Origin of the sequence: Cellulomonas sp. P24 (assembly GCF_024704385.1) — a bacterium.
Lineage (GTDB): Bacteria > Actinomycetota > Actinomycetes > Actinomycetales > Cellulomonadaceae > JAJDFX01.
This window is the reverse complement of sequence record NZ_JAJDFX010000002.1, coordinates 2,282,937-2,307,957: the sequence shown is the minus strand read 5'-3', so window position 1 is coordinate 2,307,957 and position 25,021 is coordinate 2,282,937. Positions and strand designations below refer to the sequence as shown.

Genomic DNA, 25,021 nt, shown 5'->3' with positions numbered 1-25,021 from the left:
CGGCTGCCTATGATTCCGGCACCATCCAGAGCGACCGAGAGACCTGGCTCGGTGACGTCGCAGCAACCCCCTTCCCCGCGGGCGTGGGTGCTTCCGCCAGGACCGATGGAGTGCACCATGTCCAGCGCTACCCGCGACGACCGCGACCCTCAGGTCACCGGCCGCCGTCCGGCACGGCCCGTGGCAGCTCCGTGACCGCCGTCGACCGGCCCACCGTCTCCTTCGAGCTGTTCCCGCCCCGCAACCCGGACGCGGCGCCGAAGCTCTGGGCCACCATCGAGGCCCTCGCGACCGCACGCCCCGACTTCGTCTCCGTCACCTACGGCGCGTCCGGCGCCACCCGGTACACCACGCGCGCGCTCGTCCGCCGCCTGCTCCGCGAGACGTCGCTCAACCCGATCGCCCACCTGACCTGCGTCGGGGTCTCGCGCGCGGAGATCACCCAGGTCGTCGAGGAGTTCCTCGACGAGGGGGTGCGGTCCTTCCTCGCCCTGCGCGGCGACCCGCCCGTCGGTCAGCCCGACTGGCACCCGCACCCGGACGGCCTGCACACCGCGAGCGACCTGGTGTCCCTGCTCCGCAAGATCGAGTCGCGCCGCGCCGCCGGGTCGCCGTCCCAGAAGGTGCGAGGCGCCGTCCGCCCACTGTCCGTTGCCGTCGCGGCCTTCCCGCGGGGCAACGCCGGCGCCGGGAGCACGCGCGACCAGGACATCCAGGCCCTGCTCGACAAGCAGGCCTCGGGGGCGGACTTCGCGATCACGCAGGTGTTCTTCGACGCCGAGTGCTACCTGGACATGGTCGCGGCCGCTCGCGAGGCCGGCGTGACGATCCCGATCATCCCGGGGATCATCCCCACCACCGACCCGGCCCGCCTGCTGCGGGTTCAGGAGCTGACCGGCGTCGAGGTCCCCCGTGACCTCCTCGCCACGCTCGCCGCCGAGGACGACCCCGTCGCCCGGCACCGCGTCGGCATCCGTGCCAGCGTGGAGCTCGTCACCCGCGTGCTGGACGGTGGCGCCCCGGGCGTCCACATCTACACGTTCAACACGCACCAAGCCGCACTTGACCTGCTCGAGGGTGCACACCTCGGCGGAGGGGCCCCGACGGCTCCCGACGTGGCCGATGCGCCGCGGGTCCAGGCACCACCGTCCACGTCCATTCCTTCAAGGGGCTGACATGACCGACACCACCACCGCCGTTCCCGACCTGGGTTCCGGCACCGTCCTCGGGTACCCGCGCGTCGGGCCCCGGCGCGAGCTCAAGAAGTCCATCGAGGCCTTCTGGGCCGGCAGGGCGACGGCCGCCGACGTCGAGGCGACCGCGACCGAGCTGCGTCGCCGGACGCGCACGCGCCTGGCCGAGCTCGGGCTGCGGACCGACGTCCCGGCGATCCCGTCGGCCTTCTCGTTCTACGACCACATGCTCGACGCCGCGACGGTCGTCGGCGCGATCCCGGCGCGCTTCGCCGGCCTGGCCGACGCCGACGGCCGCCTCGACCTCGCCGGGTACTCGACGGTGGCGCGCGGCGCGGGCGACGACCTCCCCGCCGAGATGACCAAGTGGTTCGACACGAACTACCACTACCTCGTGCCGGAGATCGGCCCGGGCACCGTGTTCCGCTTCGCCGACGACCGCCCGGTGCGGGAGTTCGCGGAGGCGCTGGCCGAGGGCGTGCTGACCCGACCGGTGCTCGTCGGCCCGGTGACCTTCCTCGCCCTCGCGAAGGCCGCCGAGGGATCCCCGGAGGGCTTCGTCCCGCTCGACCGCCTCGCGGACCTGCTGCCCGTGTACGCCCAGCTCCTCGAGGCGTTCGCTGCGGCCGGTGCCACGTGGGTGCAGCTCGACGAGCCCGCGCTGGTCTCGGACGCGATCGACGTGCCCGCCGACCGCGTCTACGCCGCACTCACCGAGGCGTACGCCGCGCTGGCGACGGACCTCGCGCGTCCGGCCCGACCGGCGATCCTCGTCGGCGCGCCGTACGGCGGTCTCGGCGACGCGCTCCCGGTGCTCGCGGCGACCGACGTCGAGGGCCTCACGCTCGACCTGGTGCGCGGCACGCTTCCCACCGGTCCCGTCGCCGGTCTGGCCGGCAAGACCGTGGTCGGCGGCGTGATCGACGGCCACAACGTCTGGCGCGCCGACCTCGGGGCCGCTCTCGACACCCTGGAGGCGCTGCAGGCGCTGGCCGGCCCGGAGTCCCGCATCCTCGCCGGGACGTCGACGTCGCTGCTGCACGTCCCGCACGACGTCGAGGACGAGCCGAACCTCGACCCGACCCTGCGCGGCTGGCTCGCCTTCGCCGACCAGAAGGTTGCTGAGGTCGCGGTGCTCGCGAAGGGGCTCGCGGAGGGTCGTGCGGTGGTGGCCGCCGAGCTCGCCGCGTCGGCTGCTTCGCTCGCGAACCGGACGACCGCGCCGGGCGTCGTGCGTCCGGAGGTGCGGGCACGCCTTGCGGGCCTGACCGACGCGGACTTCCACCGCGGCGACTACGCGGCCCGTGCGGCGGCACAGCAGGAGCGGCTGCACCTGCCGCCGCTGCCGACGACGACGATCGGCTCGTTCCCCCAGACCCCGGAGATCCGCAAGGCACGCGCCGCGCACGCCAAGGGCGAGATCACGACCGAGCAGTACGAGGCCGAGATGCGCGCCGAGATCAAGCGCGTGGTCGAGCTCCAGGAGGAGATCGGCCTCGACGTCCTCGTGCACGGCGAGCCCGAGCGCAACGACATGGTGCAGTACTTCGCGGAGAACCTCGACGGGTTCGCCGTCACGCAGAACGGCTGGGTGCAGTCCTACGGGTCGCGCTGCGTGCGCCCGCCGATCCTGTGGGGCGACGTGTCGCGCCCGGCGCCGATCACCGTCGACTGGACCACCTACACGGCGTCGCTCACGGACAAGCCGGTCAAGGGCATGCTCACGGGTCCGGTGACGATCCTGGCGTGGTCGTTCGTGCGGAACGACCAGCCGCTCGGGGACACCGCCAACCAGGTGGCGCTCGCGCTGCGGGACGAGATCGGCGACCTCGAGGCCGCGGGCATCCCGGTGATCCAGGTCGACGAGCCGGCGCTGCGTGAGCTGCTGCCGTTGCGCGCGGCGGACCAGCCGGCGTACCTCGACTGGTCGGTGGCGTCGTTCCGGCTCGCGACGGCCGGCGTGCGGGAGGACCTGCAGATCCACACGCACCTGTGCTACTCGGAGTTCGGCGAGATCATCGGCGCGATCGACGGTCTGGACGCGGACGTCACCTCGATCGAGGCGGCCCGCTCGAAGATGGAGATCCTCGGGGACATCGCCGGGGCGGGCTACCCGCGCGGGATCGGCCCGGGGGTCTATGACATCCACTCGCCGCGCGTGCCGTCCGAGGGCGAGGTCGAGGAGCTCCTGCGCTCGGCCGTCGGGTCGATCGACGTGCGCCAGGTGTGGGTGAACCCGGACTGCGGCCTCAAGACCCGCCGGTACGAGGAGGTCACGCCCTCGCTCGAGCACATCATCGAGGCCACCCGAGCCGTCCGCGCGACGCTCGCGTAGCCAGCCCCACCCCTCTCGCCGAGTGGAGCGAAACGCCACAGACACGCGGGCGTGTCGTGGCGTTTCGCTCCACTCGGCGGTCGGTGGGATCAGGTGGTCGGAGCGTCCTCGTGGGTGGTCGCGTTGATGGCCGCCGGGGTCGAGGCGTGCTGGATCTCGACCTTGCGGGGCTTGGCGTCCTCGGCCACCGGGATCGTCAGCGTGAGCACGCCGTCGGCGTACGTCGCCGAGATGGCGTCGAGAGCGAGACCACGTCCGAGCGTGACCTGACGGGCGTACGTGCCGCTCGGCCTCTCGTGGGCCAGCCACTGGACGTCGTCCTCGGTGCGCGGCGTGCGCTGCGCGCGGACGGTCATCGTGCGGTCCTCGACGTTGACGTCGATCGTGCCGGGGTCGGCCCCGGGCAGGTCGACGTGCATCACGAAGTGGTCACCGGCCCGGTACAGGTCCATCGGCATCACTGCCGCTGCGCTGACGCTGCCGAACATCTGGCCGACCAACCGGTCCATGTCGAAGAACGGGTCGTACCGCGTAGCCACGAACCTCACCTCCTCGTTCAGGGGCCCCGGCCCTCGGGACCCCGGCCCATCCGGTCAGGGGCCCCGACCGGGTGGCTACACCCCCATGATTAGCACTCGATGGCCCTGAGTGCCAGAGGGGTTCCGTGTTCGACGGGGCATCGTTCGCGACGGGCGAACGCGCGACCACGGGTGCGCGCGTTCCGCCACGGGCCCGCGCCCGGACAAGCGCGCCGGGGCAGACGGACCTCGGGAGAACCGATGGACCACGCCGCGACACCTTGCTGGATGCCGTCGCCCGCAGCCCCCGCAGGTGATGGGCCCGCCCGTCGAAGCCGGACCGCACCAGACTGTCCGAGCCCGTCCCGACATCGGCGCGTCACAGCAGCTCACCATGACGCGACCGCCTGGACGGTCTCGACATCGGCACCCGAGGTGCGGCCCTCGCTGTACTCTGGCGGACCGCGACACACGTGCTCGGGTGGTGGACAGGTACGAGGTATGAGCCACGAGTCGCGCGCTCCTGACCGAGAGCGCACCTTCAGATCGCTGTACGAGGCGGTCTACCCGGACCTGCTGCGATTCGTTCAGCGGCGGGGACATGCAGACCATGCCGAGGATGTCGTCGCGGACGTGTTCCTGGTCGTGTGGCGTCGCCTCGACGAGGTGCCGCGCTCCCACGATGACGCGCGGGCGTGGATCTTCGGCATCACCCGGAATGTCCTGCTCAACAACCACCGCGGCGAGCGTCGTCGCCGCGCGCTGGGCGTGCGCCTCGCTGACGCCACGACCTTCCCCACCACCGACGCGGACACCGACAGGGTCGTGAGCGCGGTGGACCTCGCCAACGCGTGGCGTCGTCTCTCCGAGATGCATCAAGAGGCTCTTGCCCTCTCTGCCTTCGAAGAGCTCAGCGCACCACAGGCCGCCGCTGTGCTCGGCATCTCGCCGGTGGCGTTCCGGCTGCGGTTGAGCCGTGCCCGGCGAGCACTCCGACTCCATCTCGATCACCTGCCACAGGCGACCGGAACGCCGGCTGCCGTCGCGGAGAGGATGACCACCCCATGAACCGCAACGACGACGTCGTCGCCACGCTGCGATCGCTGGACCCGGCGGACCGCCACGTCGATCCCACCACTGCTCGCGCCCGCGCCGACCTGCAGGCCATCCTGGCCACCGACCCGACGCCGCACGGGCGCCAACAGCCCTCGTCACCGTCCACCGCCACAGACCGACCGCGGCGTCCCGTCAGAACGGTCCGCCGGGTCGTCCTGGCCGCCGGCATGGTGGCCGCGGTCACTGCCGGCTTGGTCGTGCTGCCGTCCCTCACCGGCGGCGACCACGCCTTCGCCACCTGGACGGCGGCCCCTGCAGGCATGTCGGCGCAGGAACAGGCAGAGGCGGTCACCGACTGCCGGGGCCAGACGCACGCGGGCGACTACGCCACCGCACTTCGCAGCGCCGACCCGGTCGTCGCTGAGCGCCGAGGCGTGTGGACCACGGTGGTGCTCGCCGGCGCCGACGGGTTCTCGGCGATGTGCATCACCGACAGCACCGCGGGCCTGTTCACGAGCGGCATGATCGGCTCGATCGGAACACCTGCCGACTACGCCGCTCCCAAGCCCCGTGAGCTGGTCGCCACGGACCTCGGCACGGGCACCATGGGCGCGGGCGACATCTCCCTGATCGCCGGCGCCGCCGGTTCCGATGTCGTGGGCGTCGTCTATCACAGCCGGACGCACGGGGACGTGACCGCGACCGTGAACGGAGGGCACTTCGCGCTCTGGTTCCCCGGCGATGAGCTCATGAACGCGTCGAGCGACGGAGTCGAGCTCGCCGTGACCTACCGCGACGGCACCACGACCACCAGCCGGCTCACGCTCCGATGAAGCGGTGCGCGCTGTCCCTCCGCGCCTCCGCTGTGGCGTCCGCCCCCCGGTCCACATCGCGCGAGGGCGACCACCGACGGGACCGCGACGACTGAGCCCTGATCCGCCGGATGGGGACGCCGCTCAGCGCAACCCGGCGGTCCGGGCGACGAGGGAGTCGACGATCGGGACGTCCGCGTCGAGCCAGGGGACCGTGTGCCACTCCCCGCGGGGCAGCCACGTGAGACGGTCGTGCTCGATCAGGGGTTCAGGGGTGCCGTGGATCACCTCGGCGAACCACACGCGCATCACGTAGGTCTCGTTGAGGATCCATCCGATGTCGTCGCGGCCCGCCCCGGCAGGCGCGTGCACCTCAGCACCGAGGCGGACGGCGACGCCGAGCTCCTCGCGCAGCTCCCGGTGCAGCGCCTCCTCGGGGGTCTCGCCCGGATCGACCTTGCCGCCGGGGAACTCCCACCGTCCGGCGAGGCTCACGGGTGCCGACCGCCGGGCTGCCAGGAGGGACGTCGGTGCCGCGAGGTCGTCGACCAGCGCGGCCGCGACGACGAGCGCACGGCGGGGTCGGCGCGGCATCGGCACGTCGGAGGTCATGCGGCGATTCTCTCAGAGCCGCACGGAGGGTCGGGGCGCAGATGGTGCAGGACCGGACCGCCTGAGCGACGGGTCGACTCCACCGACGGCATCAGGCCCGACGTCAGACGGTCCGGAGGTATCCGGGGTCCGGCCGACGACGACGGGTCAGCGGAGCCCGAACGCGTGGGCGCAGGCGACCGCGTCGGCCCGGGTCGAGACGCCGAGCTTGCGGTAGACGCTGCGCACCTGCGACTTGACCGTGTTGCGGGTCACGAAGAGCCTGGAGGCGATCTCCTCGAGCGTGACGTCCTCGGTCAGGTTCGACAGCACGACGCGCTCACGGCGGGTCAGCTGCTCCGACAGGCCGGGGCGGGAGAGTTCGAGAGTGCTCACGGGGTACCTCCGAAAGGGGAAATCCGGGATCGGTCCCCCTGATGGGGAGTGCTGGCCGTTCCCATGTCTTGCTCTGTCACTGGATGAGACAGGGCACCCGGCGGTACATGACGCGAATTTCACCCGCGACTTCTCATGCGCCTCTCATCCGGCCCGTCAGACTACCCCGCTCGAACACGTCTGTGCAGGTCAGAGGCGTGCGATGGGCTGCGGGCCATCGCACGAGGTTCACTCGGACGGCCGAGTCAGGCCTCTCCGACCTGCGCCTGGTACTCGGCAGCCGTCAGCAGCGGGCCGGACTCCGTGACGTCGACCTTGACAAGCCACCCGTCGCCGTACGGGTCGGAGTTCACGAGTGCGGGGTCGTCGACGGCGGTCTGGTTGACCTCGACGACGGTGCCCGAGACCGGCGAGAACAGCTCGGAGACGGACTTCGTCGACTCGATCTCGCCGATCACCGCACCGGCCGTGACCTCGTCGCCGACGGCCGGGAGCTCGAGGTAGACGATGTCGCCGAGCGCGTCCTGCGCGGTGTCGGTGATGCCGACGGTCACGGGGGAGTCGCCGCCGACCCACTCGTGCTCGGCGGTGTACTTCAGGTTCTCCGGGAACTGCGCCATGGGGTTCTCCTCGGGCGGGTCGGTCGAGCGACGAGTGGGTCGAGCAGCAGGTTGCGACGTGCGGGTCGAGCGTGCGGTATCAGGAGCGGCGTGTCGAGAGCAGTGTGTCGAGAGCAGCGGGTCGGAAGGAGCGGGCCGAGCGGTCCGGGCCCGGTCAGTTCTTGTCGGCCCGACGGTAGAACGGAAGGGCGACCACGCGCACCGGCTCCTGGCGCCCGCGCACGTCCACCGCGAGCTCCGTCCCGACGGCGCTGACCTCGGGCGTCACGTAGGCCATCGCGACCGGGTAGCCGAGCGTGGGCGACGGCGCCCCGGACGTCACGTGCCCGACGTGCGGCGCGTCGTGCGCCGTGCCGCCGAGCACCGGGTAGCCGTGCCGCGCGGCCCGACGGCCGAGCCCCTGCAGCCCGACGAGCACGCGTGCGGGCTCGGACTGGTGCCGGGCCTCGAGGGCGGCGCGGCCGACGAACGCGACCGGTGCACCGTCGGGCCCGGTCTTGTCGAGCCGGACGACCCTGCCCAGTCCGGCGTCGTACGGGGTCGTCGTGCGGTCGAGCTCGTTCCCGTACAGCGGCATGCCGGCCTCGAGGCGCAGGCTGTCGCGTGCGGAGAGACCCGCGGGGACGAGGCCCGACGGGGCGCCGGCGGCGAGGAGGTCACGCCACAGCGCCGGGGCGAGCTCGGCGGGGACGAACAGCTCGAAGCCGTCCTCCCCGGTGTACCCGGTCCGCGCGACGAGGGCGGGGACCTCGGAGACCGTCGCGTTGGTCGAGGCGTAGTACTTGAGGTCCTTCACGGCGCCGACGTCGCGCGGCTCGGCCACCGAGACGACGATCGCCTCGGCGGCGGGCCCCTGGACCGCGATGAGCGCGGTCGTGAGCGACGCGTCGGTCAGCGTCACGTCGAAGCCGACGAACCGCTCCCGGAGCGCGGGGACGACGACGCCGACGTTCGACGCGTTCGCGACGATCATGTAGCGCTCGTCAGCGAGCCGGTAGACCACGAGGTCGTCGATGACGCCGCCGCTCTCCTCGCAGATCATCGTGTAGCGGGCCCGACCGACGGCGAGGGCCGTGAGGTTCCCGACGAGGGCGTAGTCGAGCGCGGCGGCGGCCTGCGGCCCTTCGATCTCGATCTCGCCCATGTGGGAGAGGTCGAACAGCCCCGCGGCGGTGCGCACCGCCTGGTGCTCGGCGAGGTCGCCGGTGTACCGCAGCGGCATCTGCCAGCCCGCGAACGGGGTCAGGGCGGCGCCGAGGGCGACGTGCTCGTCGTGCAGCGGGGATCGGCGGGGCGTCTCGGCCGCTTCGGTCACTCCGGTCGTGTCGGTCATGGTCGCATCCGTCCTGAGGAGGGCTGGGTCGTGAGCGGGGTGATCATGCGTCGAGGTAGGAGTCGATCGGGGGGCACGAGCACACGAGGTGCCGGTCACCCGCGGCGCCGTCGATGCGGCGGACCGGCGGCCAGTACTTCCCGGCGCGCAGGCTCGGCAGCGGGAACGCGGCGACCTCGCGGCGGTAGGCGTGCGACCAGTCGTCCGTGGTCAGCGAGAGGGCGGTGTGCGGTGCCCCGCGCAGCGGGGACTCGGCCGCCGTCCAGGTGCCGGCCGCGACCTCGTCGATCTCGGCCTTGATCGCGATCATCGCGTCGATGAACCGGTCGAGCTCGGCGACGTCCTCGCTCTCGGTCGGCTCGACCATGAGCGTGCCGGGCACCGGGAACGCGAGGGTCGGGGCGTGGAAGCCGTAGTCCATGAGGCGCTTGGCGACGTCCTCGGCGGTGACCCCGGTCTCTTTGGTGATCTGGCGCAGGTCGAGGATGCACTCGTGCGCGACGAGCCCGCCGGGCCCGGTGTACAGCACGGGGAAGTGCTCGGTGAGGCGCGCGGCGAGGTAGTTGGCGCTGAGGATCGCGGTCTCGCTCGCGCGGCGCAGCCCCTCACCGCCCATGAGGGCGACGTACGCCCACGAGATCGGCAGGATCCCGGCGGAGCCGAACGGCGCGGCGGAGACCGGTGCGGCCTGCGGGGTCGGGCTGGTGATGTCGCCCGGCAGGTAGGGGATCAGGTGCGCGCCGACGCCGATGGGCCCGACGCCGGGGCCACCGCCGCCGTGCGGGATGCAGAAGGTCTTGTGGAGGTTGAGGTGCGAGACGTCGCCACCGAACTCGCCGGGGCGGGCCAGGCCGACGAGGGCGTTGAGGTTCGCCCCATCGATGTACACCTGACCGCCGACCTCATGTACGAGATCGCAGACGGTGCGCACGTCCTCCTCGAAGACCCCGTGGGTCGACGGGTAGGTGATCATGATCGCCGCGACCTGCGGACCGTGCTGCGCGAGCTTGGCCCGGAGGTCGTCGAGGTCCACCGACCCGTCCGCAGCCGTCGCCACGACGACGACGCGCATCCCGGCCAGCGCTGCCGACGCCGCGTTGGTGCCGTGCGCGGACGCGGGGATCAGGCAGACGTCACGGACCGGGTCACCCTCACCACGGTTCGCCTCGTGGAAGCCGCGGATCGCGAGCAGGCCGGCGAACTCCCCCTGGGCACCGGCGTTCGGCTGCACCGACACCGCCGCGTACCCGGTGATCTCCGCGAGCCATGCCTGGAGGGTCTCGATCAGCTCCGCGTACCCGACGGCCTGCCCGCGCGGGGCGTACGGGTGGATGCCCGTGAACTCCGGCCAGGAGATCGGCTCCATCTCCACGGTCGCGTTGAGCTTCATGGTGCACGAGCCGAGCGGGATCATCGTGCGGTCCAGCGCGAGGTCCTTGTCCGACAGCCGCCGCAGGTACCGCAGCATCGAGGTCTCGGACCGGTTCACGTGGAACACCGGGTGCGTGAGGTACGTGCTCGTCCGGCGGAGGTCGGCCGGGAGGGCTCCGGCAGGTGCACCCGGGACCGGCTCGGCGCCGAACGCCGCGAGCACCTCGGCGACGATCTCCGGGGTCGTCGTCTCGTCGCACGCAACCTGCACGTGGTCGGCGTCGGCCGCATAGAGGTTGATGCCCCGATCGACTGCAGCGGCCAGGACGGCCTCGGCACGTCCCGGCACGTGGGCGCGCACGGTGTCGAAGAAGACGTCGTGCACCACCTCGACGCCCGCGGCGCGGAGCCCGGCCGCGACGTCGACCGCACGGGCGTGGGTCCGCTCGGCGATCGCCCGCAGCCCGTCGGGCCCGTGGTAGACCGCGTACATCGAGGCGACGATCGCGAGCAGCGCCTGGGCCGTGCAGATGTTGCTGGTGGCCTTCTCGCGGCGGATGTGCTGCTCACGGGTCTGCAGCGCGAGGCGGTAGGCCTGCGCGCCGTCGGCGTCGACCGACACCCCGACCAGGCGGCCGGGGATCATCCGCTCGAGGCCCTCGCGGACGGCCATGAACGCGGCGTGCGGGCCACCGTAGAACAAGGGGACCCCGAAGCGCTGCGCGCTCCCGACGGCGACGTCCGCCCCGAGCTCGCCGGGGGGCGTCAGCAGGGTGAGGGCGAGCAGGTCCGCGGCGACCGTGACGAGGGCACCGGCCGCCTTGGCCTCGGCGATCACCGGACGCAGGTCACGGACGACGCCGGAGACCCCGGGCTGCTGCAGCACGACGCCGATCACGTCCGTGCCCGTCGGCAGACCCGCCGCCAGACCGCCGCTGAGGTCCGCGACGACGATCGGCAACCCGAGGGCGTCCGCGCGGCCACGCGTCACGGCGATCGTCTGCGGCAGGCACTCCGCGTCGAGGACCACGACGCCGTCCGGCCGGCCCTTGACCGCGCGGCGCATGAGCGCGGCCGCCTCGGCGACGGCGGTGGCCTCGTCGAGCAGCGACGCGTTCGCGACCGGGAGGGCGGTGAGGTCGGAGACGACCGTCTGGAAGTTCAGCAGCGCCTCGAGCCGGCCCTGCGAGATCTCCGGCTGGTACGGCGTGTACGACGTGTACCAGGCGGGGGACTCGAGCACGTTGCGCCGGATCACCGCCGGCGTGAACGTGTCCGAGTAGCCCAGTCCGATCATCTGGGTCATCACGGTGTTCTTGGCCGCGATCGCGCGCAGCTCCGCAGTGACCTCCTCCTCGGACCGCTCGGCCGGGAGGTCGAGGGGGGTCGCGGTGCGGATCGACTGCGGCACGGCCGCGTCGACCAGGGCGTCGAGGGACTCGTACCCGAGGACGTCGAGCATGCGGGAGAACTCACCCGCGCGCGGCCCGATGTGCCGGTCCGAGAAGTCCTCGGCGACCGAGGTGTGCGTGGCGAGCTCGCTCGCGGTCAGATCTGTCACGGTCCGGCTCCTGGATGCAGTCGCCCGGGGACACCCGGGACGGGCAGGTGGCCTCCCCGCTCTGTCATCCGGCGTCGAGCACCCGTGCGGGCGCGCGCCGACCTGAGAGTTTTGCCGGTCCGCTTCGGCCTGGAGGCCCGGGGCGCGCCGACTTGCACCGTCGGTGAGCCGTCCCTCGAGGTGATGCGGGACGGCTGCTTTTCAGAGTTGCCTCGCCGCGGCGGTACGGGGGCCTGAGAGTTTCCCGGGGAGGGTTGCTCCTTCGGCGTCGCGCAACGTGCGGGAGCTCTCCCGCCGCAGTTCGAGCAGCATGGTCTTCAGTTGTGGGGACAGCGTAGCCGCACCGCGGCCACGGCAAGAGTGGTGCTCGTCACGTGGGCGGCGCGGCGTCCGGGACCGGCGGCAGGATCACCATCGCGGCGGCCAGCGCCCCGTGGGCGCGCACATCGGCGACGACGCGCTCGACGTCCGCCAGCGTGCCCTCGACCAGCACCGGTCGCCCGGCCGCCGAGTCTCCCGACCAGCGCACGTCGACCCCGGTCGGCGGCGCGAAGGCGACGCCACGCGGCAGCTGCACCACTCCCGCAGCCCGCACGGTCACGTCGTCCGCGGCATAGGCCTCGACCGACCGCACGACGGCGAGCCGCTCGACGGTCCGGATGAGCAGGCGTCGGCGCCGCTCGCTGGCGACGAACGTCACGACGATCAGCCCGGCGTCCCCCTCGACGCTGGCGGCCGAGAGCGACTCGAAGTTCACGCCGCGGGTCGAGAACACGTTCGTCAGCGCCGTGAGGGTGCCCGCGCGGTCGGCGCCGGTCACGAACGCGACCCAGCGGGGATCAGTGCCCGTCACGCCCGTCACGCCCGTCAGGTCGGTCGAGCCGGTCCGGTCGGTCGAGCCGGTCAGGTCGGTCGAGCCGGTCAGGTCGGTCGAGCCGGTCATGACGCGCTCCCGTCCGCGCTCGTGCGAATGTCGGCGCCTGCCCCGGCGCCTGCCCCGGCGCCCAGACCCCACGGTGCGAGCATCGCGTCGATGCGTCCGGCCGTCGTCGCGAGCCGCCGTGCCTCGTCCGGGTCGGGCTCGTCGAGCAGCACGCGCGTCCACCCCTCCGGCCCGAGCACCACAGGCACCCCGAGCACCCCGTGCAGGGGTCGACCACCGATGCTCGCCTCGCCGTCGAGCGCGACCTGACCGGCGACGACGATGTCCCGCCCGTCGAGCACCGTGTCGACGAGGTCGACCGTCGCGTTGGCGCTGCCGGCCGCGGTCTTGGCGCCGCTCTGGTGGGTGAGCCACGGCCGCGCGAGGACGCGCAGGTCCGGCGGCCAGGTCTCGATCAGCTGGAACGCCGCGGCGATGTCGGTGACCACGAGCTCGCCGAGGGTGGCCTTCGCGGCGTCGATCTCGGCAGCGAACCCGTCGAGCGAGCGCCCGCGACGCAGGCCCGCGACCGCACGACGACGCTCGTCCGCGTCGAGTCCGCTGACCCGCACGGTCGACCACAGCGGCACCAGGTCGTCACCGTGCTGCCCGGCGACGAACCCGCCGACCCGGTGCCGTCGGACCCCGAGTGACACCGCGACCTCGCGCCGGAACCGCAGCGTGTCGAGCCACGCGCCCATGCCGATCACCCGGTGCCGGCCGAGCGCCTCGGCGAGCACGGCGACCCCGAGCTCGACCGGGTTGGAGACCACGACGACCACCTCGTGGCCCGAACCGTTGCGCGCGAGCGCCTCCGCGTAGGCCGCGAACACCGCATGGTTGTCCGCCGCGAGCGCGGCCCGATCGGTGGTCACCCCGGGTCTCGGCGGCGAGGTGCGCCCCGCGGCGACCACGACGACGTCCGCGACGACGTCGTCCGGGCTGAGGGCGACGTCGATCAGCGGCGCGTGCTCGTCGTACGCGTCGACGAGGTCCGCGCGCAGCCCGTGCGTCGCACGCGCCGACCCGCCGTCGGGACGGCCGACGAGCTGCAGGCGCGACGACGTCGGGAGCACCCGACGCTCGATCAGCTGCGTGCAGACCTGCCGCCCGACATCACCTGTGGCACCGAGCACTGCGACGTCCATGCAGCGGAGCGTACGGGTTATGCGTGACGGGAATGTTGCCGACGGAGCACCACGGCCTCCCACGGCCGCAGCGTGAACCGGTCGGCGCCGCACCACATCGGCTCCTGCGGGATGCCGTCGCCGAGCTGGTTCGAGAGGACGACGTCCGCCTCGTCCCACGGCACGCCGTCGGGGTCCCGGCCCTCGGCGAGCTCGACGGTCTGCGGGTCGCCCGACAGGTTGGCGGCGACGAGCAGCGTCGTGCCACCGAGGCGCCGCAGGTAGGCGAACACCGTCGGGTGCTCCGCGAGGAGCATCGTGAAGTCGCCGTCGACGACGGCCGGCTCGGTGTGCCGCAGCGCGACGAGACTGCGGTAGTGCTCGTACACCGAGCCCTTGACGCCACGCTCGGCCTCGACGTTCACCTCGTCGTGGTCGGTGTTGACGGGCATCCACGGCGTCCCGGCGGAGAAGCCCGCCGACGGTCCGGCGTCCCACTGGAACGGGGTGCGGGCGTTGTCGCGGCTCATCCGGCGCAGGGCGTCGAGCACGACCTCCGGGGACTCGCCGCGGCCGACCGCAGCACGGTAGTGGTTGACGGACTCGATGTCGGTGAAGGCGTCGGCCGACGCGAACACGTGGTTCCGCATGCCGAGCTCCTCGCCCTGGTAGACGAAGGGCGTCCCGCGCTGCAGGTGCAGCACGGTCGCGAGCGCGGTGGCCGACTCCCGCCAGAAGGCACCGTCGTCACCGAACCGCGACACCGGGCGCGGCTGGTCGTGGTTGCACCAGTACAGGCTGTTCCACCCGCAGTCCGCGAGGCCGTCCTGCCAGCGCCGGAACGTCGCCTTGAGGGCGCGCACGTCGAGCGGCCGCACGTCCCACTTGCCGCCGGGGCCGTGGTCGACGCCCATGTGCTCGAACTGGAACACCATGTCGAGCTCGCGGCGGGCCGGGTCCGTGAACAGGCGCGCCTGCTCGACCGTCACCCCGGGTGTCTCGCCGACGATCACGAACGGACGGTCGCAGCCGGCCAGCACCTCGCGGCGGAGCTCGTGGAGGAACTCGTGGATCCGCGGTCCGTGCCCGTAGTACGGGAAGCCGTCGCCGAAGACCTCTCCGGGCGCGACTGCGCCGTCGGGCAGTGCCGGGTCCTTCGAGAGCAGGTTGACGACGTCCATCCGGAAGCCGTCGACCCCGCGGTCGACCCACCACCGCATCATGGCGTAGATCGCCTGCCTGACCTGCGGGTTCTCCCAGTTCAGGTCCGGCTGGCCCGGCGCGAACAGGTGCAGGTAGTACTCGCCGGACGCGGGGTCGGCCGTCCACGTCGATCCGGAGAAGAACGACAGCCAGTTGGTCGGCTCGGCGCCCGGCTCGCCGAACGTCGTGCCGGGCCGCGGCGGACGCCACCAGTACCAGTCCCGCTTGGGGCTGTCAGGCCCGGAGGCCGACTCGACGAACCACGGGTGCTGGTCCGACGTGTGGTTGACGACCATGTCCATGACGAGCCGGATGCCGCGACGGTGCGCCTCGGCGACGAGCTCGTCGAGGTCGGCGAGCGTGCCGAACGTCGGGTCGATCGCCTGGTAGTCGCTGATGTCGTACCCGTTGTCGGCCTGCGGCGAGGCGTAGACCGGGGACAGCCACAGGACGTCGATGCCGAGGTCGACGAGGTGGTCGAGGTGGTCGATCACCCCGCGCAGGTCGCCGATCCCGTCGCCGTCGGAGTCCGCGAAGCTCCGCGGGTAGACCTGGTAGACGACGGCGGAACGCCACCAGTCTGCGGTGGTGCTCATGAGTCCGCTCCGTGGGTGTCGGTGATGTCAGTGGTGTCGAGGTCGCGGCTGGGAGCGGCGCTCCCGCCGTCGTCGATCACGACGACCTGCCAGACGTGCGGGGCCGGCAGGTGCGCGACGGCGTGGTCACCGTCCGCGACGACCGGCACCTCGACGAGCCGGGGCGTCGCGGTCGGGTCGGCCACCCGCACGCGCGGCAGCCCGGGACCGGTCCGCCGCACCCGCAGCGTCCCCGGCCCGGGGTCCCCGACCGGGTGGCGCGGCGCGTCCCACCGGGTGTCCTGCTGACCGACCAGGTTGACGAGGTGCACGACGAGCGCGTCCCCGGCCCGGGTGACGCGACGCCAGACGGTGCCGGCCACGGCGTCGCTCCCGACGTCGGCGCGCGCGAAGGTCACGTCGACGTCGTCGTTGTACGGCCCGGCGTAGGCGCCGGTCACGTCGACGACGGCCGGGTCGACCAGCAGGGCGTCGTGCTCGACGAGGAAGTCGTACCAGCGCGCCAGGAGCCCGGCGGTGGACGGCTCGACCACGTGGTTGCGCACGTAGTAGGGGTCGACGAGGATCCGATCCCCGTCGCCCGCGAGCAGGTGCGTCGCGCCGTGCGAGAACAGCGTCGCCATCGTGAAGGCGGTCGCAAGGTCCGACTCGACGGCCGGCGCGACGTCGTAGACGTGCTGGTAGGCGGCGATCACGACGGGCTTGCCGTCGCCGACCGCGCGGGCGCGGGTCACCACCTGGCCGAGCGAGCCGAGCGTCAGGTGCGGCTCCCACACCTCGATGTAGACGGCGTCCTGCGGGCTCGCGCCGGTGCGCCACGTCGGGAAGTCGTTGACGTTGTTGAACACGAGGTGGCTGTCCGGGAGCCGGTCCCGGACCGCTTGCACGAGGGTCACGAACGAGTCGGCGACGTCGACCACGGTGCCGTCGGCGCGCACCGCACGCTTCGGGTACCCGTACTGGTCCAGGTGGAAGCCGTCCAGGCCGACGGCGGCGACCGAGGCCGCGAGGTCCGCGCCGAGGTGCTCGAGCCACGACGGCTCGGCCGGGTCGACGAGCGACAGGAAGTCGGCCAGCCCGTACGGCTCGCCGGTCGGGGTGAGCAGAGCGGCGTGCGCCCACGTCGGCCACTCGGCGCGGCCGACGCCGTACACCGCCGCGTACCCGAACGAGCGCGACCCGGCAGCGTGGATGCCCGCGACGAGCCGCCGCACCGTGTCGAGGGACACCGGTCGGTCGAGGGCGTCGGTGTACTCCTCGCCCCCGCCGACGAGGTCGGCGTGCCGGTACGCCCAGTCGTAGAGCTGCACGCCCGTGAGGTGCAGACGACGCACGAGATCCGTGACGGGTGCGACGTCCCGGCCCGGCGCGTAGTCCGCGACGAACCCGTACCGGAGCCGCGACCGGAGGTCGGCGGTGACCTCGACGGCCGTGCGCGCGAGCGGTGCGGCATCGCCCGCCGCAGCCAGCTCGACACCGTACGTGCCGACCGGGAGCGGGCCGAGGTCGACCTCTCCCGCGTCGCCCACCGGCATGGTGGCAACGAGGTCGCCGAGGGACCACACGGTGAGGTGGCCATCGGAGGCAGCCCCCCGCACCTCGATCCGGACGGGTTCGGTCGGTGCGTACGTGGCCCGCGTCGGGAGCAGCTCGACGGGTCGCGCCCCGGCGGCGGTGGATGGCTCGGTCATCGTCATCCCTTCACGGCCCCGCTGGTGAGGCCCTGCACGAAGTACTTCTGGAAGATGAGGAACACGAGGATCACCGGGAGCACCGCGACGACGGACGCGGCGAACACGAGGCCCCACTGGGTGGCGTTCTGCCCCTGGAAGAGCTGGATCGCGAGCGGCAGGGTGCGCTTGCTCGGGTCGTTGATGATCGTCAGCGCCCAGGCGAACTCGTCCCACGTGGCGAGGAACGTGAAGATCGTCGTGGTGGCGAGCGCGGGGGTGGACAGCGGCATCACGAGCCGCCAGTAGCGGGTCCACGCGTTGGCGCCGTCGACCTGCATCGCGTCGTCGAGCTCGCCGGGGATCGACGCGAAGAAGCTGCGCAGCAGGAACGTGTTGAGCGAGATCGAGGCCGCGACGTAGAAGACGATCAGCCCCTGCAGCGAGTCGATCAGGCCGAGCTGCTTGGCCAGGATGAACTGCGGGATGATCAGCATCATCGCGGGCACCATCAGGCCTACCAGGACGAGCCGGAACAGCAGCTCGCGGCCGGGGAACCGGAACCGTGCGAACGCGTACGCCATCATCGAGCTGATCAGCACCGAGATCACCGTGGACGTCAGCGCGACGACGACCGAGTTCATGAAGTACGCCGCGAAGTTCTGCGTCGTGAGCACCTGGACGTAGTTGTCCAGGGTCGCCGGGTCGGGCACGAACTGCGGGGGGATCGTCAGGACGTACGCCTGGCTCTTGAACGACGTCGAGACCATGTAGACGAACGGCGTCAGCATGATCAGGGCGCCGACGATCAGCAGGACGTGCCGCAGCGCGCCCGAGACCGGGCGCCGGCGGTGCAGCGTGCTCATCGCTCCTCCTCGTCGGTGCTGCGGAACAGGCGCATCTGGGCGAGGGACAGGAGGAACACGATCACGGTGAGGATCACGGCGATCGCGGAGCCGTACCCGAAGTCGAGGTTCGTGAAGGCCTGCCGGTACATGTAGGTGAGCAACACCTCGGTCTGGCCGCCCGGTCCGCCGCCGGTCATGAGGAGCACCGAGGTGAAGACGTTGAACCCGCCGATCACGAGCATGACGACGACGAACACGAGCGCGGGCCGAATAGCTGGGACGGTCACGACGCGGAACCGTTGCCACCGGTTGGCGCCGTCCATGACGGCGGCCTCCTCGAGCTCCTTCGGCACGCCCTGGAGCGCGGCGAGGAAGATCATCATCGACCAGCCGATGCCCTTCCAGACGCCGAGCGCGCAGATCGCGATCAGCGCGGTCCATCGGCTCGAGAGCCACGACGTCGAGCCGTCCCCGAGGTGCAGCACGTCCGCGAGCGCCCAGTTGATGAGGCCCTTGTCGGCGAACAGGTACTTGAAGAGCAGCGAGACGACGACCCAGCTCGTGACGACCGGCAGGTAGAACAGCACGCGGTAGACGGGCTGCGAGGGGCTCTTGGCCTTGAGCAGCATCGCGATGAGCAGTCCGAGGACGATCTGCGGCGGCACCGAGAGCGCCATGTACACGCCGCTGTTCGCAAGGCCGCGCCAGAAGACCGGGTCACCCATCGCGCGCGTGTAGTTGTCGAGCCCGATGAACGTGCTCGTCGCCCCGGCGAGCACCTTCCAGTCGTAGAAGCTCATCTGGAAGGCACGGACCATCGGGTAGACGATCAGCCCGATGAACAGCACCAGCGCCGGCGCGAGGAACAGGTAGGGCGTGGCGCGGCCCGCGCGGCGGCGGCGCCGGGCCGTGCGCGCGGCGACGGGGGATGTCGCCGCGCGCAGGGCCTGGGGCTGGGTGCTGTCGATCATGGGATCACTTGCTCGTCAACAGGGCGTCGATCTGCTTCGCGGCGCTCGTGAGGGCGGCCTGCACCGTCGTCGTCCCCTCGAAGGCGGGGGTCAGCTCGGTGGACAGGATCGTGTCCACCTGGGAGGACTGCGGGATCACCAGTCGCGGCTTGGCGGTCGCGAGCTGCGTGGCGAACGGGGCGTAGAACGGGTCGGCGGTCGCGGCCTTGGTGCCGGCCGAGGCCACGACGGGCATCTGCCCGACCTTCGCCATCGCCAGCTGGAACTCGTCGCTCTGGGTGAACCGGACGAACTCGGTCGCGGCGTCCAGGTGCGTGGTGGTCGCCGGGATCACGATGTCCTCGCCGCCGACCACGGAGACCGACCCGCCGGCACCGGCCGGGACCGGGGCGTAGATCGGCGTGAAGTCGGGGTACTGGCCCTTCCAGATGTCCCGCATCCACGGGCCGTCGAGGATCGTGGCGTACTCACCCTTGGGCAGGCCGTCCGAGGTCGACGTCGCGCCGGAGTTGCCGGTGATGAGGTTCGGGATCGCGCCCTGCTTGTAGAGGTCGACGAGCATCTGGACGGCGGCGACGCTCTTGGGGCCGTCGAGGTAGCCGGTGGCGGTGGTCTGCTTGGCGTCGGTGATCTCCCCGCCGCCCGACCAGATCCACGGCAGAATGTTCCAGCCCTGCAGGCCCGAGTCCGCGAACACCGCGATGTTCTTGCCCTTGAGGGCCGTGGCCATCGCCTTCAGCTCGTCGAACGTGGCGGGCGGCTTGCTCATGCCGGCGGCGTCGAGAGCGGCCTGGCTGGTGACCAGGACGCGGGTGTTGGTGTCCAGCGGGAGGCCGTAGTAGTGGCCGTTCCAGGCGTTGGTCGCGAGAGACCCGGGGTAGGTCGCGGCGGAGAGCGTCGTGAAGTCCTTCATCTTCTCGTCGAGCGGCGCGAGGACCCCGAGCTGGGCGAACTGGGCGACCCAGCCGATGTCGGAGCGCACGAGGTCCGGCAGCTCGCCGCCGGCCGCGCCGGTCGTGAGCTTCTGCTTGAGCGAGTCGTAGGGGATGTCGACGTACGTCACGGTGATGCCGGGGTGGGACGCCTCGAACGCCGGGATGAGCGTCTTGGTGAGGACGTCGGTCTGCGCGGTGTTGCCGCCGTTGCCGTACGTGCCCCACATCGTGAGCGTGACGGGTGCGGCCGTCCCTGCGGTGGCACCGGTGGCGCCCGAGGTCGACCCCGAGCAGCCCGAGAGGGCGAGGGTCGCGGTCGTGAGCACAGCTGTCACGGCCAGGGCGGTCAGGGAGCGCTTCATTGCGGATCTCCGTTCGTGGAAGGGGTCCGGCACGCAGCGCGAGGGGGGGATCGCTCCATGCCGTTGGACTACTTCTACTGCAAAAGCAATTCGGCGTCAACGGCGGCAGCAGGCCGGCGCGACGATCGTTATTACTTCTTGACCAAAAGCAACCCCCGTGGCATCCTGACGACGCACCGACGAGGAGGTCCGACCCCGTGCACGTGACGCCACCACCCTGGCCCCCCAAGAGCGGGGCCTCGAGAGCCGTTGCCCTCCAGATCCTGCGCTACGGGCCGCTCTCCCGCTCGGAGGTCGCACGTCGGCTCGACCTGTCGCAGGGCTCGCTCACCCGGCTCAGCGCACCGCTCCTCGAGTCCGGGCTGCTCGTCGAGGCGGACGAGCAGCCGACCGGACGTGTCGGCCGCGGGTCACGCCCGCTCGACGTCGTCGCCGAGTCCCACCACTTCGTCGGGATCAAGCTCACCGGTGAGCGCGCGTTCGGCGTCGCCACGAACCTCCGCTCCGAGGTGGCCGCCGAGGCCGACGCCCCGCTCGCCTCGCGCGACCCGGGCGCCGTCGCCGACACCCTCGCGTCGCTGACCCGCGAGCTCGCCGACGCCGTGCCGTCCGTCACCGCCCTCGGCATCGGGCTCGGCGGCCTCGTGCTCGACTCCTCGGTGGTCGCGCGCGCGCCGTTCCTCGACTGGGTCGACGCGCCGCTCGGCAGGCTCGTCGAGGAACGCACCGGGCTGCCGACGGTGGTCGGCAACGACCTCACGGCCCTCACCGAGTTCGAGCACTGGTTCGGCGCCGGCCAGGGGCTCGACCGGTTCGCGATCGTCACCCTCGGCGCCGCGGTCGGGTACGGCACCGTGATCCACGACCGCATCGTGCTCGGCCCCGACTCCGGGGTGGGGCTCGTCGGTCACTGGCCGCTCGACCCGCTCGGCCCGCTGTGCCCCGACGGTCACCGCGGCTGCGCGCAGAGCATCCTCACGATGCCGTCGATCACGCGCCTGCTCTCCGAGGCGCTCGGCCGCCCGGTGGACTACGACGACGCCCTCGACCTCGCCGAGGCCGGCGACCCGGCCGCCCGCGCGATCGTCGACCAGGGCGGTCACGGCCTCGGCCGGCTGATCGCCGCGGTCGCCAACCTCACGCTCGCCGAGCGCGTCCTGATCGGCGGCGAGGGAGCCCGCCTCGCCGAGGTCGCCAGCGACGCGGTCCAGGCCGGCATCCGCCTGGACCGGGACCGTCGCGCCTCACCCGTCGACGTCGTCGTGCACCTCGCCGACACCCGGAAGTGGTGCCGCGGTGCTGCCGTGCTGGCCATCCAGCGCTACGTGCTCGGGATGGACGACGGCGACCTCTGACCGGCGCGCACACGCCCGGGCGGCGCGGGCCCGACGGGGGTTCCCCGTGCGCCCACGCCGCCCGATGCTCGTCGACCCGGCCGGTCAGCCCCGCTCGACGAGGTACTGCGCGTACGCCGGCACCGTCAGGAACGGCGGGTACTCCTCGGCGAGAGCGACCTGACGGAACAGGTCCGCCGCGTCGTCGAACCGGTCGCCCTCGGTGCGCGGCAGCCCGGCCAGGACGACGTCGAGCACGGCCTCGGCGAGCGCCGCGTCGATGCGCGTCCCCTCCGCGGTGACGATCCCCTGGTGGATCCACTGCCACACCTGCGACCGGGCGATCTCGGCCGTCGCGGCGTCTTCCATGAGGTCGTCGATCGCCACCGCGCCCGTGCCGCGCAGCCACGACTCCAGGTACCGCAGCGCGACGCGGATGTTGCCGCGCAGACCGGCGTCCGTCACCGCACCCGGCTCGCTGCCACCCGCCGACGGGATGTCGAGCAGGTCCGCCGCCGTCACCCGGACGTCCTCCCGCAACCGGTCGCGCTGGTCCGGGCGATCGCCGAGCACCGCGTCGAAGGCCTCCCGGGCGACGGCCACCAGGTCCGGGTGCGCGACCCAGGTCCCGTCGTAGCCCTGCCCGGCCTCGCGCTCCTTGTCGGCGCGGACCTGGTCGAGCGCCCGCGCGGTGACGTCGCCGTCCCGGCGGTTCGGGATGAACGCCGACATCCCGCCGATCGCGTGCGCACCGCGGCGGTGGCACGTGGCGACGAGCAGCTCGGTGTACGACCGCATGAACGGGACGGTCATCGTGACCCGTGACCGGTCGGGCAGCACGAACCGCCGGCCGCGCTGCCGGAAGTTCTTGATGATGCTGAAGATGTAGTCCCAGCGTCCGGCGTTCAGCCCCGCGCAGTGGTCCTTCAGCTCGTAGAGGATCTCCTCCATCTCGAAGGCCGCCGTGATGGTCTCGATCAGCACCGTCGCGCGGATCGTCCCGTGCGGGATCCCGAGGCGCTCCTCGGTGAACGTGAAGACCTCGTCCCACAGCCGCGCCTCGAGGTAGCCCTCGAGCTTCGGCAGGTACAGGTACGGGCCGCGGCCGGCGTCGATCAGGGCCTGCGCGTTGTGGAACAGATACAGCCCGGCGTCGACCAGGCTCCCGGAGGCCGGGGTGGACTGCCCCGCGCGGTCGGTGAACCGCAGGTGCTTCTCGGTCAGGTGCCAGCCGCGCGGCCGCATGACGATCGTCGGCGTCGTCGGCCCGACGCGGTACTCGCGCCCGTCGGCCGACGTGAAGTCGATCCGACCGCGGATCGCTGCGGCCAGGTTGGCCTGGCCGCCGATGATGTTCTCCCAGGTGGGAGAGGTCGCGTCCTCGAGGTCGGCGAGCCAGACGCGCGCGCCGGAGTTCAGCGCGTTGACGGTCATCTTGCGGTCCGTCGGGCCGGTGATCTCGACGCGCCGGTCCTCCAGCCCGGGCCCCGGGCCGGCGACGCGCCAGCTCGGGTCGGCGCGGATGTGCGCGGTCTCCCGGCGGAAGTCGGGGTCGACCCCGTTCGCGAACCGCTCGCGACGGCGCTGACGGGCCAGGAGGAGGTCGTGGCGGGGTCCGGCGAACCGCGTGTGCAGCTCGGTGACGAACGCCAGCGCGTCCGGGGTCAGGACCTCGTCGATGCCCGGGGTGTCCGGGCCGGTGATCTCGAGGCGCGGGGTCGAGGTGCGCAGGGCGTTGGCGGTCGTCGCGGGCGACGTCGGACGGTGCGGGGTGGTCGGGGACAGCGTCGGGGTGCTCATGGCGTGCTCACCTTCAGGAGGCGTTCGGATCGAGTCGGGTCGTTCGGGCCGAGAGCCGGACGGTCTCGCGATCGGACTCGTCCGGACGACGAGGTCGTCCGGGGGTGAGCCCGATCGCGAGACCGGACCGGTGCGAGAGCGCGTCAGTGGGTGAACTGCGCGGTCTCGGTCGAGCCCGTGAGCGCGAGGGTGGCGCTGTCAGGGTTGAGGGCGGTCGCCACCCGGTCGAAGTACCCGGTGCCGACCTCGCGCTGGTGGCGCGTGGCGGTGTAGCCGTCGGGCTCTGAGGCGATCTCGGCCTGCTGGAGCTCGACGTAGGCGCTCATGCCGCGCTCGGCGTAGTCGTGCGCGAGCGTGAACATGGAGTGGTTGAGGGCGTGGAAGCCGGCGAGGGTGATGAACTGGAACGCGTAGCCGTGCGTCGCGAGCTCCTTCTGGAAGCCGGCGATCTGCGTGTCGTCCAGGTGGGCGCGCCAGTTGAACGACGGCGAGCAGTTGTAGGCGAGCAGCTTGTCCGGGAAGCGCTCGTGGATCCGCTCCGCGAACTCGGCCGCGAGCGCGATGTCCGGCGTGGACGTCTCGACCCAGAGCAGGTCCGCGACCTCCGCGTAGGCCATCGACCGGGCGACCACGGCGTCCAGGCCGGGGGTCACCCGGAAGTACCCCTCGGTCGTGCGCTCCCCGGTGAGGAACGGCTCGTCACGCGGGTCGATGTCCGACGTCATGAGGTCCGCACCGAGCGCGTCGGTCCGCGCGACGATGACGCTCGGCACCCCGGCGACGTCGGCCGCAAGACGCGCGGCGGAGAGTGTTCGGACGTGCTGCGAGGTCGGGACGAGCACCTTGCCGCCGAGGTGACCGCACTTCTTCTCGGCCGCGAGCTGGTCCTCCCAGTGCACCCCGGCGGCACCCGCGGCGATCATCGCGTGCATCAGCTCGTACGCGTTGAGCGGCCCACCGAAGCCGGCCTCGGCGTCGGCCACGATCGGCGCGAGCCACTCACGCATCCGCTGCCCGCCGTTCTCGGCGAACTCGATGCCGTCTGCGCGCAGCAACGCGTTGTTGATGCGCCGCACGACCGCCGGCACCGAGTTGACCGGGTAGAGGCTCTGGTCCGGGTAGGTCTGGCCGCTGAGGTTGGCGTCCGCGGCGACCTGCCAGCCGGAGAGGTAGATGGCCTCGAGGCCGCCACGCACCTGCTGCACCGCCTGGTTGCCGGTGAGGGCACCGAGCGCCGGGACGAAGTCGCGGGTGTGCAAAAGCTCCCACAGACGCTCGGCCCCCCCTGCGGGCGAGCGTGTGCTCCTCGCGGACGCTTCCGCGCAGGGCGATGACGTCCTCGGCCGAGTGCAGACGGCGGATCCCGGCCCAGCGGGGGTTCGCCTCCCACTCGGTCGCGAGGGCCTCGGCCACGGTGGTCTGGTCACCGGGACGGGCGCCGGCCCACGCCTCGGGGCGGGTGCGCGG

19 protein-coding genes, 1 pseudogene and 2 riboswitches are annotated in these 25,021 nt (G+C 72.2%); of the genes and pseudogenes, 5 read left to right on the top strand and 15 right to left on the bottom strand.

Annotation, left to right across the window (positions count from 1 at the left end):
* Positions 1 to 18 precede the first annotated feature (18 nt).
* Positions 19 to 112, top strand: a riboswitch (SAM riboswitch).
* 79 nt (positions 113 to 191) lie between these two features.
* Both LJB74_RS10765 and metE read left to right on the top strand, forming a co-directional pair.
* Positions 192 to 1,175, top strand: a complete 984-nt coding sequence (locus LJB74_RS10765; protein ID WP_259308528.1) for a methylenetetrahydrofolate reductase — start codon at positions 192 to 194, stop codon at positions 1,173 to 1,175.
* A gap of 1 nt (position 1,176) precedes the next feature.
* The gene (gene metE, locus LJB74_RS10760) at positions 1,177 to 3,528 is read left to right on the top strand and encodes a 5-methyltetrahydropteroyltriglutamate--homocysteine S-methyltransferase (RefSeq protein ID WP_259308527.1); all 2,352 of its coding nucleotides are present in this window, start codon (positions 1,177 to 1,179) and stop codon (positions 3,526 to 3,528) included.
* An 89-nt stretch (positions 3,529 to 3,617) separates the two neighbouring features.
* Here metE and LJB74_RS10755 read toward each other — a convergent pair whose 3' ends face one another.
* Positions 3,618 to 4,067: an Hsp20/alpha crystallin family protein gene (locus LJB74_RS10755; protein WP_259308526.1), complete on the bottom strand. Its 450-nt coding sequence runs from the start codon at positions 4,065 to 4,067 to the stop codon at positions 3,618 to 3,620.
* A 480-nt stretch (positions 4,068 to 4,547) separates the two neighbouring features.
* On the opposite strand from LJB74_RS10755, the gene LJB74_RS10750 reads away from it, so the two are divergent.
* On the top strand, positions 4,548 to 5,114 hold the full coding sequence (locus LJB74_RS10750) for an RNA polymerase sigma factor (protein ID WP_259308525.1): 567 nt from the start codon (positions 4,548 to 4,550) through the stop codon (positions 5,112 to 5,114).
* Entirely contained in the window at positions 5,111 to 5,935 is an 825-nt protein-coding gene (locus LJB74_RS10745) for a hypothetical protein (protein WP_259308524.1), read from the top strand. The genes LJB74_RS10750 and LJB74_RS10745 overlap by 4 nt, the downstream gene beginning before the upstream one ends.
* 123 nt (positions 5,936 to 6,058) lie before the next feature.
* Here LJB74_RS10745 and LJB74_RS10740 read toward each other — a convergent pair whose 3' ends face one another.
* The 12 genes from LJB74_RS10740 to LJB74_RS10685 all read right to left on the bottom strand — a co-directional run bounded on the left by LJB74_RS10740 (position 6,059) and on the right by LJB74_RS10685 (position 20,420).
* The gene (locus tag LJB74_RS10740; protein ID WP_259308523.1) at positions 6,059 to 6,526 is read right to left on the bottom strand and encodes a (deoxy)nucleoside triphosphate pyrophosphohydrolase; all 468 of its coding nucleotides are present in this window, start codon (positions 6,524 to 6,526) and stop codon (positions 6,059 to 6,061) included.
* 147 nt (positions 6,527 to 6,673) lie between these two features.
* Entirely contained in the window at positions 6,674 to 6,901 is a 228-nt protein-coding gene (locus tag LJB74_RS10735; RefSeq protein ID WP_259308522.1) for a helix-turn-helix transcriptional regulator, read from the bottom strand.
* 245 nt (positions 6,902 to 7,146) lie between these two features.
* On the bottom strand, positions 7,147 to 7,521 hold the full coding sequence (gene gcvH / locus LJB74_RS10730; protein WP_259308521.1) for a glycine cleavage system protein GcvH: 375 nt from the start codon (positions 7,519 to 7,521) through the stop codon (positions 7,147 to 7,149).
* A 154-nt stretch (positions 7,522 to 7,675) separates the two neighbouring features.
* Complete coding sequence (gene gcvT / locus LJB74_RS10725) at positions 7,676 to 8,854, bottom strand: glycine cleavage system aminomethyltransferase GcvT (protein WP_259308520.1); 1,179 nt, start codon at positions 8,852 to 8,854, stop codon at positions 7,676 to 7,678.
* A gap of 43 nt (positions 8,855 to 8,897) precedes the next feature.
* Positions 8,898 to 11,777, bottom strand: a complete 2,880-nt coding sequence (gcvP, locus tag LJB74_RS10720; RefSeq protein ID WP_259310339.1) for an aminomethyl-transferring glycine dehydrogenase — start codon at positions 11,775 to 11,777, stop codon at positions 8,898 to 8,900.
* A gap of 220 nt (positions 11,778 to 11,997) precedes the next feature.
* Positions 11,998 to 12,090, bottom strand: a riboswitch (glycine riboswitch).
* A gap of 66 nt (positions 12,091 to 12,156) precedes the next feature.
* Complete coding sequence (locus LJB74_RS10715; protein ID WP_259308519.1) at positions 12,157 to 12,729, bottom strand: ACT domain-containing protein; 573 nt, start codon at positions 12,727 to 12,729, stop codon at positions 12,157 to 12,159.
* Complete coding sequence (locus LJB74_RS10710; RefSeq protein WP_259308518.1) at positions 12,726 to 13,856, bottom strand: lactate/malate family dehydrogenase; 1,131 nt, start codon at positions 13,854 to 13,856, stop codon at positions 12,726 to 12,728. The genes LJB74_RS10715 and LJB74_RS10710 overlap by 4 nt, the downstream gene beginning before the upstream one ends.
* 17 nt (positions 13,857 to 13,873) lie before the next feature.
* A complete protein-coding gene (locus LJB74_RS10705) occupies positions 13,874 to 15,634 on the bottom strand; it encodes an alpha-glucosidase (RefSeq protein WP_259308517.1) in 1,761 nt (586 codons plus the stop codon).
* Complete coding sequence (locus LJB74_RS10700; protein WP_259308516.1) at positions 15,631 to 17,325, bottom strand: glycoside hydrolase family 66 protein; 1,695 nt, start codon at positions 17,323 to 17,325, stop codon at positions 15,631 to 15,633. Before LJB74_RS10700 ends, LJB74_RS10705 begins: the two co-directional genes overlap by 4 nt.
* Positions 17,326 to 17,327: 2 nt before the next feature.
* Positions 17,328 to 18,170 carry a carbohydrate ABC transporter permease gene (locus LJB74_RS10695; RefSeq protein WP_259308515.1) on the bottom strand — a complete coding sequence of 281 codons (843 nt, stop codon included), beginning with the start codon at positions 18,168 to 18,170 and terminating at the stop codon, positions 17,328 to 17,330.
* Entirely contained in the window at positions 18,167 to 19,123 is a 957-nt protein-coding gene (locus LJB74_RS10690) for a carbohydrate ABC transporter permease (RefSeq protein WP_259308514.1), read from the bottom strand. The genes LJB74_RS10695 and LJB74_RS10690 overlap by 4 nt, the downstream gene beginning before the upstream one ends.
* A 4-nt stretch (positions 19,124 to 19,127) precedes the next feature.
* Entirely contained in the window at positions 19,128 to 20,420 is a 1,293-nt protein-coding gene (locus LJB74_RS10685) for an extracellular solute-binding protein (protein WP_259308513.1), read from the bottom strand.
* A gap of 203 nt (positions 20,421 to 20,623) precedes the next feature.
* Between LJB74_RS10685 and LJB74_RS10680 the strand changes: the two genes are divergently transcribed.
* On the top strand, positions 20,624 to 21,775 hold the full coding sequence (locus LJB74_RS10680) for an ROK family transcriptional regulator (protein ID WP_259308512.1): 1,152 nt from the start codon (positions 20,624 to 20,626) through the stop codon (positions 21,773 to 21,775).
* An 84-nt stretch (positions 21,776 to 21,859) separates the two neighbouring features.
* On the opposite strand, the gene aceB is transcribed toward LJB74_RS10680, so the two are convergent.
* Positions 21,860 to 23,554, bottom strand: a complete 1,695-nt coding sequence (gene aceB / locus LJB74_RS10675) for a malate synthase A (protein ID WP_259308511.1) — start codon at positions 23,552 to 23,554, stop codon at positions 21,860 to 21,862.
* Between the two features lie 143 nt (positions 23,555 to 23,697).
* Positions 23,698 to 24,967, bottom strand: a pseudogene (gene aceA, locus LJB74_RS10670) (isocitrate lyase).
* Positions 24,968 to 25,021: the final 54 nt, after the last annotated feature.